General features: G+C 69.5%; 11 protein-coding genes and 1 pseudogene. 8 read left to right on the plus strand and 4 right to left on the minus strand.

What is annotated here, in order from left to right; genetic code table 11:
• The first annotated feature begins 15 nt into the window (after nucleotides 1-15).
• From tal to H7I87_RS03690, 7 genes and pseudogenes are all read left to right on the plus strand, one after another.
• Nucleotides 16-1,137, plus strand: a complete 1,122-nt coding sequence (gene tal / locus H7I87_RS03665) for a transaldolase (protein WP_003876069.1) — start codon at nucleotides 16-18, stop codon at nucleotides 1,135-1,137.
• Complete coding sequence (zwf, locus tag H7I87_RS03670) at nucleotides 1,134-2,678, plus strand: glucose-6-phosphate dehydrogenase (RefSeq protein WP_009977591.1); 1,545 nt, start codon at nucleotides 1,134-1,136, stop codon at nucleotides 2,676-2,678. The genes tal and zwf overlap by 4 nt, the downstream gene beginning before the upstream one ends.
• A gap of 46 nt (nucleotides 2,679-2,724) precedes the next feature.
• Nucleotides 2,725-2,797, plus strand: a pseudogene (locus H7I87_RS29120) (hypothetical protein); the annotation flags it as partial.
• Between the two features lie 13 nt (nucleotides 2,798-2,810).
• Complete coding sequence (gene opcA, locus H7I87_RS03675; RefSeq protein ID WP_003876067.1) at nucleotides 2,811-3,722, plus strand: glucose-6-phosphate dehydrogenase assembly protein OpcA; 912 nt, start codon at nucleotides 2,811-2,813, stop codon at nucleotides 3,720-3,722.
• Nucleotides 3,719-4,474, plus strand: coding sequence for a 6-phosphogluconolactonase (gene pgl, locus H7I87_RS03680; protein ID WP_003876066.1), 756 nt, complete (start codon nucleotides 3,719-3,721; stop codon nucleotides 4,472-4,474). Before opcA ends, pgl begins: the two co-directional genes overlap by 4 nt.
• Before the next feature lie 40 nt (nucleotides 4,475-4,514).
• The gene (locus H7I87_RS03685; protein ID WP_003876065.1) at nucleotides 4,515-4,913 is read left to right on the plus strand and encodes a hypothetical protein; all 399 of its coding nucleotides are present in this window, start codon (nucleotides 4,515-4,517) and stop codon (nucleotides 4,911-4,913) included.
• An 18-nt stretch (nucleotides 4,914-4,931) separates the two neighbouring features.
• On the plus strand, nucleotides 4,932-5,861 hold the full coding sequence (locus H7I87_RS03690; protein ID WP_009977596.1) for a histone deacetylase family protein: 930 nt from the start codon (nucleotides 4,932-4,934) through the stop codon (nucleotides 5,859-5,861).
• A 1-nt stretch (nucleotide 5,862) separates the two neighbouring features.
• Here H7I87_RS03690 and H7I87_RS03695 read toward each other — a convergent pair whose 3' ends face one another.
• The 3 genes from H7I87_RS03695 to ppc all read right to left on the minus strand — a co-directional run bounded on the left by H7I87_RS03695 (nucleotide 5,863) and on the right by ppc (nucleotide 10,611).
• Nucleotides 5,863-6,849 carry an aldo/keto reductase gene (locus H7I87_RS03695; RefSeq protein WP_009977598.1) on the minus strand — a complete coding sequence of 329 codons (987 nt, stop codon included), beginning with the start codon at nucleotides 6,847-6,849 and terminating at the stop codon, nucleotides 5,863-5,865.
• Nucleotides 6,850-6,948: 99 nt separating this feature from the next.
• Nucleotides 6,949-7,728 (minus strand): bestrophin-like domain, encoded by a 780-nt coding sequence (locus H7I87_RS03700; RefSeq protein ID WP_009977601.1) that lies wholly within the window; start codon nucleotides 7,726-7,728, stop codon nucleotides 6,949-6,951.
• Nucleotides 7,729-7,803: 75 nt separating this feature from the next.
• Nucleotides 7,804-10,611 carry a phosphoenolpyruvate carboxylase gene (gene ppc, locus H7I87_RS03705; protein ID WP_009977603.1) on the minus strand — a complete coding sequence of 936 codons (2,808 nt, stop codon included), beginning with the start codon at nucleotides 10,609-10,611 and terminating at the stop codon, nucleotides 7,804-7,806.
• Here ppc and H7I87_RS03710 point away from each other — a divergent pair.
• Nucleotides 10,610-11,632 carry an LLM class F420-dependent oxidoreductase gene (locus H7I87_RS03710; RefSeq protein ID WP_024636783.1) on the plus strand — a complete coding sequence of 341 codons (1,023 nt, stop codon included), beginning with the start codon at nucleotides 10,610-10,612 and terminating at the stop codon, nucleotides 11,630-11,632. The genes ppc and H7I87_RS03710 overlap by 2 nt on opposite strands.
• Nucleotides 11,633-11,649: 17 nt before the next feature.
• Here H7I87_RS03710 and secG read toward each other — a convergent pair whose 3' ends face one another.
• The gene (secG, locus tag H7I87_RS03715; RefSeq protein WP_003876059.1) at nucleotides 11,650-11,883 is read right to left on the minus strand and encodes a preprotein translocase subunit SecG; all 234 of its coding nucleotides are present in this window, start codon (nucleotides 11,881-11,883) and stop codon (nucleotides 11,650-11,652) included.
• Between the last annotated feature and the right edge of the window lie 5 nt (nucleotides 11,884-11,888).

Here is an 11,888-nt window from a genome sequence, read left to right on the forward strand (position 1 = left end):
GAAAGGGTAATTCACATGACCGCTCAGAACCCTAACCTCGCGGCACTGAGCGCCGCGGGGGTTTCCGTGTGGCTGGACGACCTGTCCCGGGACCGGCTGCGGTCGGGCAACCTGCAAGAGCTGATCGACACCAAATGCGTTGTCGGCGTGACCACCAACCCGTCGATCTTCCAGAAGGCGTTCGCCGAGGGCCACGCCTACGACAGCCAGATCGCCGAACTGGCCGCGCGGGGCGCCGACGTCGACGCCACCATCCGCACGGTCACCACGGACGACGTGCGCAACGCCTGCGACGTGTTGACCCGCGAGTGGGAGAACTCCGACGGTGTCGACGGCCGGGTGTCCATCGAGGTGGACCCGCGGCTGGCCGGCGACACCGACAAGACCATCGCCCAGGCCGTCGAGTTGTGGAAGATCGTCGACCGGCCCAACCTGTTCATCAAGATCCCGGCGACCCAGGCCGGGCTGCCGGCCATCACCGCCGTTCTGGCCGAAGGGATTTCGGTCAACGTCACGCTGATCTTCTCCGTCGAGCGGTACCGCGCCGTGATGGACGCCTACCTTGCCGGCATGGAGAAGGCGCGCGAAGCCGGCCACGACCTGTCCAAGATCCATTCGGTGGCTTCGTTTTTCGTGTCCCGGGTGGACACCGAGATCGACAAGCGGCTGGAGAAGATCGGCGGCGAGCGGGCGCTGGCGCTGCGCGGGCAGGCCGGCGTGGCCAACGCCCGGCTGGCCTACGCGGCCTACCAGGAGGTGTTCGAGGGCGGCCAGCGCTACCAGGCGCTCAAGGCCGACGGGGCCCGCGTGCAGCGCCCGCTGTGGGCGTCGACGGGGGTGAAGAACCCGGACTACTCCGACACCCTCTACGTCACCGAACTGGTCGCTCCCAACACGGTGAACACCATGCCGGAGAAGACGATTGACGCGGTCGCCGATCACGGCGTGATCCGCGGCGACACCGTCACCGGCACCGGTCCGGACGCCCAGCGGGTGTTCGACGAACTGGCCGCGGTCGGCGTCGACCTGCCGGACGTCTTCGTGGTGCTGGAGAACGAGGGCGTGGAGAAGTTCGTGGATTCCTGGACCGAGCTGATGGAGGAAACGCAGAAGCAGCTGGGCTCCGCCTCCAAATGAGCCCGGCTCGCACCGCGCAGCAATGGCATAACCCGTTACGCGACAAGCGCGACAAGCGGCTCCCGCGCATCGCCGGGCCGTGCGGAATGGTGATCTTCGGCGTCACCGGCGATCTGGCCCGCAAGAAGGTCATGCCCGCCATCTACGACCTGGCCAACCGCGGGCTGCTGCCGCCCAGCTTCTCGCTGGTCGGCTTCGCCCGAAGGGATTGGAGCACCCAGGATTTCGGCAAGGTGGTATACGAGGCCGTCAAGGAGCACTGCCGCACCCCGTTCCGGCAGGAGAACTGGGATCGGCTGGCCGAGGGATTCCGTTTCGTGCCAGGCGCTTTCGACGACGACGAGGCGTTCGGCCGGCTCGCCGAGACGCTGGACAAACTCGACGCCGAGCGGGGCACCGGCGGTAATCACGCCTTCTACCTGGCCATCCCGCCCAAGTCCTTCCCCGTCGTGTGCGAACAACTGCACAAGTCCGGGCTGGCCCGCCCGCAGGGCGACCGCTGGAGCCGAGTTGTCATCGAGAAGCCGTTCGGCCACGACTTGGAGAGCGCGCAGAGCCTGAACAAGGCCGTCAACGCCGTCTTTCCCGAGGAGTCGGTCTTCCGCATCGACCACTACCTGGGCAAGGAGACGGTCCGCAACATCCTGGCGCTGCGGTTCGCCAACCAGTTGTTCGACCCGATCTGGAACTCGCACTACGTCGACCACGTGCAGATCACCATGGCCGAGGACATCGGCTTGGGCGGGCGGGCCGGCTACTACGACGGCATCGGCGCCGCGCGCGACGTCATCCAGAACCACCTGATGCAGCTGCTGGCGCTGACCGCGATGGAAGAGCCGGTCAGCTTCAGCCCGTTGGCGCTGCAGGCCGAGAAGATCAAGGTGCTCTCGGCCACCCACCTCGCCCACCCGCTCGACGAGACCACCAGCCGCGGCCAGTACACCGCGGGCTGGCAGGGCGGCGAGAAGGTGGTCGGGCTGCTCGACGAGGAGGGCTTCGCCAAGGACTCGATCACCGAGACGTTCGCCGCCATCACCCTCGAGGTGGACACCCGCCGCTGGGCCGGGGTGCCGTTCTACCTGCGGACCGGAAAACGCTTGGGCCGCAGGGTGACCGAGATAGCCCTGGTGTTCAAACGCGCGCCGCATCTGCCGTTCGACGCGACGATGACCGATGAGCTGGGCGCCAACGCCATGGTGATCCGGGTGCAGCCCGACGAGGGTGTCACGCTGCGGTTCGGTTCCAAGGTGCCGGGCACCGCGATGGAGGTCCGCGACGTCAACATGGACTTCTCCTACGGGTCGGCGTTCGCCGAGGAATCACCGGAGGCCTACGAGCAGTTGATCCTCGACGTGCTGCTGGGTGAGCCGTCCCTGTTCCCGGTCAACGCCGAAGTCGAATTGGCTTGGCACATCCTCGATCCCGTGCTCGACAACTGGGCGAGCGGCGGCAGGCCCGAGCCCTACGAGGCCGGCACCTGGGGCCCGGATTCGGCGTTCGAGATGCTGCACCGGACGGGCCGCGAATGGCGGCGGCCATGACTCCTGGCGATGAAAAGGAGTGGCGCAATTGATACGCGCCACGACGATGCAGAGCGCAGCGATGAGGAGGAGTGGCGCAATTGATACGCGCCACGACGATGCAGAGCGCAGCGATGAGGAGGAGTGGCGCAATTGATAATTGACATGCCGGACGCCACTACCACCGCGGTCAACAAGAAGCTGGACGAACTGCGGGAAAGGGTCGGCGCCGTCGCCATGGGCCGGGTGCTGACCCTGATCATCGCGCCCGACAGCGAGGAGATCCTCGAGGAGTCGCTGAAGGCGGCCAACGACGCCAGCCATGAACACCCCAGCCGGATCATCGTCACGCTGCGGGGCAACCCGTACGCCGACAAACCCCGCCTGGACGCGCAGCTGCGCGCCGGCGGCGACACCGGCGCCAGCGAGGTCGTGGTGCTGTGGCTGTCCGGGGCACTGTCCGGGCACGCCGCCAGCGTGGTCACCCCGTTCCTGCTCCCCGACATCCCGGTGGTGGTCTGGTGGCCGGACGTGGCGCCCGCGGTGCCCGCGCAGGATCCGTTGGGCCGGTTGGCGATTCGCCGCATCACGGACGCGACCAACGGGGTCGACCCGCTGGCGGCGATCAAGAGCCGGCTGCCCGGCTACACCGCGGGCGACACCGATCTGGCCTGGGCGCGCATCACCTATTGGCGGGCGTTGCTGGCCGCGGCCGTCGACTTGGCGCCGCACGAGCCGATCGAATCGGCGCTGGTGTCGGGTTTGAAGACCGAGCCGGCGCTCGACGTCCTGGCCGGCTGGCTGGCCAGCCGCATCGACGGCCCGGTGCGCCGGGCGGTGGGCGAGCTCAAGGTCGAACTGGCGCGCAGCAGCGAAACCATCGTGTTGAGCCGCCCGCAGGAGGGCCGCACCGCCACGCTGAGCCGCACGTCCCGCCCGGATGCCCTACTTCCGTTGGCGCGCAGGGAAACCGGCGAGTGTCTGGCCGAAGACCTGCGCCGGCTGGACGCCGACGAGATTTATCAATCAGCGCTGGAAGGCATCGAGAAAGTGCAATACGTGTGAGCACCCGCATCGAAATTTTCCCGGACAGCCAGGCCCTGGTCACCGCCGCCGCGGCGCGACTGGCCGACACCATCGCCGACGCCGTGGCGGCCCGGGGCCGGGCGCTGATCGTGCTGACCGGCGGCGGCAACGGCATCGGGCTGCTGAAGTCGCTGGCGGGGCGGCCGATCGACTGGTCGGCCGTGCACCTGTTCTGGGGCGACGAACGCTACGTCCCCGAGGACGACGACGAGCGCAACGAGAAGCAGGCGCGTGAGGCGCTGCTGTCCCATGTCGACATTCCGTCCAGCCAGGTGCACCCGATGCCGGCCAGCGACGGCGAATTCGGCAGCGACCTGGCCGCGGCGGCGCTGGCCTACGAGCAGCTGCTGGCCGCCAACGCCGCGCCCGGGCAGCCGGTCCCGAATTTCGATGTGCACCTGCTGGGCATGGGCCCGGAGGGCCACATCAATTCGCTGTTCCCGGACACCCCCGCGGTGCTGGAGACCACCCGCATGGTGGTGCCGGTCGAGGACTCCCCCAAGCCGCCCCCACAGCGAATCACGTTGACGCTGCCCGCGATTGCGCGCTCCCGCGAGGTGTGGCTGATGGTGTCGGGCGCCGGCAAGGCCGACGCGGTGGCCGCGGCCATCAACGGCGCCGCCCCGGTCTCGGTGCCCGCAGCCGGGGCGGTCGGGCTGGACACCACGCTGTGGCTGCTCGACCGGGAGGCCGCCGCCAAGCTGCCGCCCGGCACCGCCGTCCAGGGCTAGCCGCACCGTCGGGGCCTGCCGCGGCCCGGGGCGGGTGATAATGACGGGCATGGCAGACAGAACCGTGCGCGGGGGCCAAGAGCGAAGCCGGATCAAGACGCTCACCCAGGCCGCGCTGAACGCCGACAAAACGGTCGAGCAGGTCGAAGACGTCCTCGACGGTTTGAGCAGCACGCTCAAGGAGCTCAGCAGTTCCCTCGCGGCGCTGAACGCCACGGTGGAGCGGATGGAGACCGGCCTGGACCACCTGGACGGCACCCTGGCCAGCCTGGACGATCTGGCCAAGCGGCTGATCGTGCTGGTCGAGCCGGTGGAGGCGATCGTCGCGCGGGTCGACGACTTGGTGAAGGTGGGCGAGACCGTGATGTCGCCGCTGTCGGTCACCGAGCACGCGGTGCGCGGCCTGGTGGATCGGCTGCGCAACCGGACCGCACAGTAGCCGCCCGGCGGAACCTCGATGGCCACCCTGCTGCTGCACCATCCCGACTTCGCCGCCCACCGGACCGCACCCGGCCATCCGGAGCGCCCTGATCGGTACCGCGCCGTGGCGGCCGCGCTGAGCCGGCCCGGGTTCGACGCGCTGGTGCGCGAGACGGCCGAGCCGGCCGAGTTGGCGGCCACGCGCTACGTGCATTCCAACCGCTACGTCGACGCGCTGGAAGCGGCGCGGCCGCAACACGGTTACGTCTACCTCGACGGCGGCGACACCATGATGGAGCCCTCGACCTGGGAGACGGCGCTGCGCGGGGTGGGCGCCACGCTGCAGGCCGTGGACCGGGTGCTGGCCGGTGACGTGCAGAACGCGTTCGTGGCGTGCCGTCCGCCGGGGCATCACGCCGAAACCGAACGGGCCATGGGCTTCTGCTTGTTCAACAACATCAGCATCGGCGCGCGGCACGCTCAGCGCAAGCACGGGCTGATGCGGGTGGCCATCGTCGACTTCGACGTGCACCACGGCAACGGCACGCAGCAGATCTTCTACTCCGACCCCAGCGTGCTGTACGCGTCCACCCACCAGATGCCGCTGTTTCCCGGCACCGGCGCGGCGGCCGAAACCGGGGTGGGCAACATCTTCAACTCTCCGCTGGCACCCGGGGACGGCGGCGCCGAATTGCGGGCCGCCTTCACCGATCGGATTGTGCCTGCGCTGCAAGCCTTCTCACCCGAGTTGATCATCGTGTCCGCCGGCTTCGACGCCCACGAACGCGATCCGCTCGGCTCACTGACCATGACGACCGACGACTTCGGCTGGGTCACAAGGGAATTGATGAAGTCGGCGGAAAAGCTCTGCGACGGCCGGCTGGTGGCGGTGCTGGAAGGCGGTTATGACCTGCAGGCCCTTGCCGATTCCGTCACCGCGCATGTCGGTGAGCTGCTGAAGGGCTGACTCAGCTCGCCTTCTGGTGCATCTCGGGATAGGGCCCGCCGACCGGTGTCGCCGCCGCCAGGATGTTGTCGACGGCGGCCAGGTCGGCATCCGACAGCGTGACGTCGGCCGCGCGGGCGCTCTCCTGCAGGTAGTGCAGGTGCTGGGCGCCCACGATGGCGACGTGCACACCCGGCTGCGCCAGCACCCGCGCGATCGCCAGCTGGCTGATCGTCACCCCCAGGTCGGACGCCAATTCCTGAAGCTGCGCAACGACTTCCAGGTTGCGCAGGAAGCCGTCACCGCTGAAGATGTCGCTCTTGGCGCGCCAATCCTGCGGGGCGAACCGGGTGTCCGGCTTGACCGTCCCGGTCAGCAAACCGTGCGCCAGCGGGCCGTACACCATCACCCCGATGTCGTGCTCGCGGGCATACGGCAGCAGTGTGTCCTCGATGTCACGCCGAAACAGGTGATACGGCGGCTGCACGACCTCCACCGGCAGCGTGGCCGAAAACTCCTCCACCTGCGCGGTGTCGTAGTTGGACACCCCGACATGCCGAATCTTGCCCTCCGACACCAATTCCGCGAGAGCCCCGGCGGTTTCGGCGGCCGGCATCCGGGGGTCGGGCCAGTGCACCAGGTACACGTCGATGTGGTCGATGCCCAGCGCGGTCAGGCTGGACTCCACGCCCTTGCGCAGCCATTGTGGGCTGGCATCGCGGACCAGTCCGCTGTCGGTGGCGCGCAGTCCACCCTTGGTGGCGATCACCACCTCGTCGCGCGCGCGGGCGAGGTCGTCGCGCAAAGCCTTGCCCAGCAGGCGTTCAGACGCCCCGAAGCCGTACTGCTGGGCGGTGTCGAAGAAGTTGATCCCGAGGTCGCGGGCGCTGCGGATCATGGTGATCGCGGCGTCCTCGTCGGCATGGCCCCAGTCACTGCAGAACTCCCAGGTGCCGAACGCCAACCGGGAAACCTCGAGCCCCGTCTTGCCGAATGTGATGGTCTTCAAATGCCAACCTCCCCCGTTGGTGTAGGCGCCCCCGGCACGCGGGCGGCGCGGCCAACTCAACCATAACGACGCCGCAGCGCGGTGACGCAACGCCAACGCTCAGCGCGGGAAGTAGCGGCTGTCGTTGTCGACGGCGTCGAAAATGTCCAGGGCGTGCTGGAACGGCCCGGACGTGATGCGCTGATCGGTGGCATACGAGTGGTCGAGTTCGAACACGGTGCACAGCAGCAGCGCAAGCAGCGCCGCGACGGTGCCGGACACCACGACGTGGCCGACGGTGCTGCCCAGCCGCAGGAAACCGGTGAAGGCGACCAGCACCACCGCGCCGAAGATCAGGCCCGCCCACAGCAGCGGGGGTATGCGCGGTTTGGTGCCGACGATCCGCTCGTTGCGGTCGGATGCCAGCTCGCTCAGCTGGTTGAGGAATTGCTGATTGATCGGCCGGGCGGCGATGTTGGGCTGCTGGCGACCGACGGTGCGATACATCCGGGTGATCGCGGCGCGGGCGCCCTCGTTGCGCTGCTTGTTCCACTCCGGACCGGCCACCGCGCCGGCGTATTTGCGCAGCAGCTCCTGGATTTCGGTGCGTTCCGGTTCCGGCATGGCCACGCTCTGGCGGTACATGGTGGTCAGCGCCGACGCCTCGGCGGACACCACGACCTGGGTGGACGAGAAGTGCTCCCAGGTGGCCACCACGGTGAAGCCCAGCAGCGCACCGTAGACGAACCCGACGACGGTGAGAGACGACGCGATCGCCGGGTTCTGTTGCCGGCCGTGCAGCAGCCGGCGCCCCAGCCAGATGGCACCCACCGCGACCGCGATCGCGGCGGCGACCGCGCACACCAGCAGCAGCCACAGGGGAAGGCCGGGTCCGCTCACGGGTCTCCTTGGTCGAGGTCGCGTCGGCTCAGCGTATGCGCGACCGGGCCGCCGGGGTGAGCAATTCGCGTGTCGTCAGCCGCTGTTTCGCAGCGCGCTGGCCAGTCCGTTCATCGTCAGCAGGATGCCGCGCTGCACCAGTTCGTCGTCGTCGCCGCTGCGGTAGCGGCGCAGCAGCTCCACCTGCAGGTGGTTGAGCGGCTCGAGGTAGGGGAAGCGGTTGAACACCGAACGCGCCAGCGCGGGGTTGTCGGCGAGCAGGTTGTCCTGGCCGGTGATCAGCTTGTGCATGGCGATGGTGCGGCGGTGCTCGTCGGCGATCTTGCCGAACACCCGCTGCCGCAGTGCCGCGTCGTCGACCAGCTCGGCGTACTGCGCGGCCAGGCCCAGGTCGCTTTTGGCCAGCACCTGGGCCAGGTTCGACAGCACGCTGCGGAAGAACGGCCAGCGACGGTACAGGTCGTGCAGGATGTCGACCCGCTCGGCCCGGCTCTGCGGGCCGGCCGCGATCCACTGCTCGAACGCTGAACCGGTGCCGTACCAACCGGGCAGCATCACCCGGGACTGACTCCAGGCCAGCACCCAGGGAATGGCGCGCAAATCCGCGATGGACTCGGTGGGCTTGCGTGAGGTGGGCCGGCTGCCGATGTTCAGCGAGCCGATCTCGCTGACCGGGGTGGAGGCCATGAAGTAGTCCACGAAACCCGGTGTCTCGTGCACCAATTCGGCGTAGGCGCGCTGCGCCAGCACCGCCACCTCGTCGAGCACGGCATACGCGGGTTCGGCGGTGTCGCCCAGGCCCTCGACGTCGAGCAGCGTCGACTCCAGCGTGGCGGCCACCAGGCTTTCCAGATTGCGTTGCGCCACTTGAGGTTCGGCGTATTTGGCGGCGATCACCTCGCCCTGCTCGGTGAGCCGCAGCGAGCCGTTCACCGCGCCGGGGGGCTGCGCCAGGATCGCTTCGTAGCTCGGTCCGCCGCCGCGCCCGACGGTGCCGCCACGACCGTGGAAGAGCCGCAACCGGATTCCGGTTTTGCGGGCCACCTCGACCAGCGCCAGCTCGGCGCGGTACACCGCCCAGCTCGACGCCAGGTACCCGCCGTCCTTGTTGGAGTCGGAGTAGCCCAGCATCACCTCCTGGCTCTGTCCGCGGGCGGCCACCAACGCCCGGTACAGCGGGAGCTCGAGCATCGCGTGCAGGATCGCCGCGCCGTTGTGCAGGTCCTCGATGGTCTCGAACAGCGGCGAGATGCCCACCGGGCAATAGGGTTCGGGGCCCGACGCGTCGATCAGCCCCGCCTCCTTGAGCAGGATCGCGGCCTCGAGCACATCGGAGACCGAGCGGCACATCGAGATGACGTAGTTGGGCACGGCGGCCGGGCCGTACCGCCGGATGGCGTGCGCCGCCGCGCGCACCACACCCAGCTCCTTGTCGGCCAGCTCGGACAGTTCCGCGCGGTCCCCGACCAGCGGCCGGCGGGTGCCCAGCTCGGCCGCCAGCAGCTCCACCCGCTCGTCCTCGGGCAGCGACCGGTAGTCCGGGTGCACGCCCGCCCAGGCCAGCAGCTCGGCCACCACTTCCTCGTGCACGTCGGAGTTCTGCCGCATGTCCAGGCCACACAGGTGAAACCCGAAGACCCGCACGCCTTCTCGCAGCAGGGCCAGGCGGTCGTCGGCCAGCAGCGCGCTGCCGTGCGCGCGCAACGACGCGTCGACGGTGTCGAGGTCGGCCCGCAGTTCGGCCGGCGTGGCGTACGGCGGCAAACCCAGGTCCAGCTCGTGTTGCGGTCGGCGGTCCAGGATCTCGCCGGCGGTGGCGGTGAGCCGGCCGCGGATCACCCGCAGCGCCCGCCGGTACGGCTCGTCGGCGCGGGCCTTCTCGGCGCAGTCCTCGGCCAGCGCGGCCAGCTCGGGGGTGACCGCGACCAGGCGCGCCGACATCGACAGCTCCTGCTCGCAGGCGGTCAGCTCGGCCAGATAGTGCGCCAGCGCGGTGTAGGCGGCGTCGCCGGTGGCCCGGCGCACCACGTCGGCCGTCACGTTGGGGTTGCCGTCGCGGTCGCCGCCGATCCAGGAGCCGGGTGCCACGATCGGCTCGTCGAGCAGGTCGGCGCCGGGCCAGCGGGCCCGCAGCGCGTTGCGGACCTCGGCGTTGACCTGCGGGATGACCTTGAAGAAGGCGGCGGCGTAGTAGCGCAGCCCCACCTCGATCTCGTCGGTGATCTGCAGGCGGGACAGCCGGATCAGCGCGGTCTGCCACAGCGTGAGGACCTGGCGGCGCAGCTCCAGCTCGATGTTGCGGCCGTCGTCGGTTTCGGTGTGCCCCTCGGCGTGCAGCCGCATCAGCTCGGTGATCCGGTGCTGGGTGACGAAGACGGTGCGCCGCCGGGTCTCGGTGGGGTGGGCGGTGATCACCGGGGACACCACCGCGCCCCGCAGCGCCTCGGCCACCGTAGCCGAATCCAGTTGTGCGCGATCGAGTTTGGCGTAGGTGGCGGCCAGGCTGCTGTCCTGCGGCGGTTCGCCGGCGGCGACGTGGATCGCCCGGCGGCGCTCCCGGTGGATGTCCTCGGCGACGTTGGCCAGCAGCGCGAAATGGCTGAAGGCGCGGATGACCGGGATGGCCTGGTGGATGTCGATGCCCGCGAACATCCGGGCCAGCTCGGCCCGGTCGATCTCGGAGCGCCGCACCCGGAACGATTCCACCCGGGCGCGTTCGACGAGCTCGAACACCTGCTGGCCGTTCTGCTCGCGCACCGTGTCGCCCAGGATGGCGCCGAGCAGCCGAATGTCGGCCCGCATCGGCTCGGTGGCCTCGCGCCCCACCAGGGTGCGCTGGACGGCGCCGATCGGTTCCAGCGTGCCCTCGGATGCCTCAACCATGGAACCCAGTATCGGTGCCGGCGCCGGCGGCCGCCCGTCGGCGCAATCGCGGCGCCCGGGGCCGCCCGGAATTGTCGCGCGGGCGCCCGCGTTGGTTGACGACATGTCCGCCGGAATCATTCTCATGGCCCACCCCGACGCCGCCAATCTGGTCGACGACGTGATCGCCCAGGCCCGACGCGCCCACGAGCTCGGGGTCGGGCAGGTGTGGCTGGCCCAGCAGCAGAGCTATGACGCGATCGCGCTGGCCGCGCTGGTCGGGGCCGCGGTGCCCGGGCTCGGCGTCGGCACGTCGGTGGTGCCGATCAACCCGCGTCACCCGCTGATCGTGGCCTCGTTGGCGCAGACGGCGCAGGCCGCCGCGCACGGTCGCTTCAGCCTCGGGCTGGGGCTGGGCGCGGCCGACCTGGAACGCCGGACGTTCGGCACCGAATGGCCCAACACGATCACGCGGCTGCGCGAGCACCTGACCATCCTGGGGTCGGTCTTTCACAGCGGCGCCGTCGACTTTCACGGCAGCGAACTGTCCGCCGCCCCCAGCTTTCCGGTGCGGGTCCCCGGCGGCACCCCGATCCCGGTGTACGTGGCGGCGATGGGACCCAAGGCGCTGCAGGTCACCGGCGAACTGGCCGACGGGACGCTGCCCTATCTGGCGGGGCCCCGGACCATCGAGGAGTTCATTGTGCCCCGGATCACCAAGGCGGCCGCCGAGGCCGGCCGCCCGGCGCCGCGCATCATCGCCGCGGTGCCGGTGCTGCTGTCCGACGACGTGGAGGGCGCCCGCGCCGCCGCCGCGCAGCAGCTGAGTTTCTACGAGACCATCCCGTCGTATCGCAATGTGATTGCCCGAGAAGGACTTTCCAATGCTGTTGAGCTCGCCGCGATCGGGCCGGAGGAGTCGGTGCTGCGCCAGGTGCGCCGCTATTTCGACGCCGGAGCAACCGATGTGGTGCTGAGCCCGCTGGACCGCTCGGCCTCCGTCGACCGCGAGGCGCTGTGGCGGCTCACCGCCGCGCTGTGAGCCGCGCGGGCAGCCGGTCAGCGGTACTTGATCAGCAGGGCCATGCCGATGATGCAGACCAGCCAAATGCCGGTGATGAACAGCGTCAGCCGGTCCAGGTTCTTCTCCACCACCGTGGACCCGGACAGGCTGGACTGCACGCCGCCCCCGAACAGCGTGGACAGCCCGCCACCCTTGGCGCGGTGCAGCAGCACCAGCAACACCACCAGGATGCTGGTGACGACCAGGGTGATCTGCAAAGCCAACTGCATGACGG

The organism is Mycobacterium timonense, assembly GCF_025821985.1.
In the GTDB taxonomy this organism is placed as follows: domain Bacteria; phylum Actinomycetota; class Actinomycetes; order Mycobacteriales; family Mycobacteriaceae; genus Mycobacterium; species Mycobacterium avium.

Excerpts from the sequence above, each read along its gene's own strand:
- tal (WP_003876069.1), top strand. The coding sequence starts at position 16 with ATGACCGCTCAGAACCCTAACCTCGCGGCACTGAGCGCCGCGGGGGTT.
- zwf (WP_009977591.1), top strand. The coding sequence starts at position 1,134 with ATGAGCCCGGCTCGCACCGCGCAGCAATGGCATAACCCGTTACGCGAC.
- H7I87_RS03685 (WP_003876065.1), top strand. The coding sequence starts at position 4,515 with ATGACGGGCATGGCAGACAGAACCGTGCGCGGGGGCCAAGAGCGAAGC.
- H7I87_RS03690 (WP_009977596.1), top strand. The coding sequence starts at position 4,932 with ATGGCCACCCTGCTGCTGCACCATCCCGACTTCGCCGCCCACCGGACC.
- H7I87_RS03710 (WP_024636783.1), top strand. The coding sequence starts at position 10,610 with ATGGAACCCAGTATCGGTGCCGGCGCCGGCGGCCGCCCGTCGGCGCAA.
- ppc (WP_009977603.1), bottom strand. The coding sequence starts at position 10,611 with ATGGTTGAGGCATCCGAGGGCACGCTGGAACCGATCGGCGCCGTCCAG.
- secG (WP_003876059.1), bottom strand. The coding sequence starts at position 11,883 with ATGCAGTTGGCTTTGCAGATCACCCTGGTCGTCACCAGCATCCTGGTG.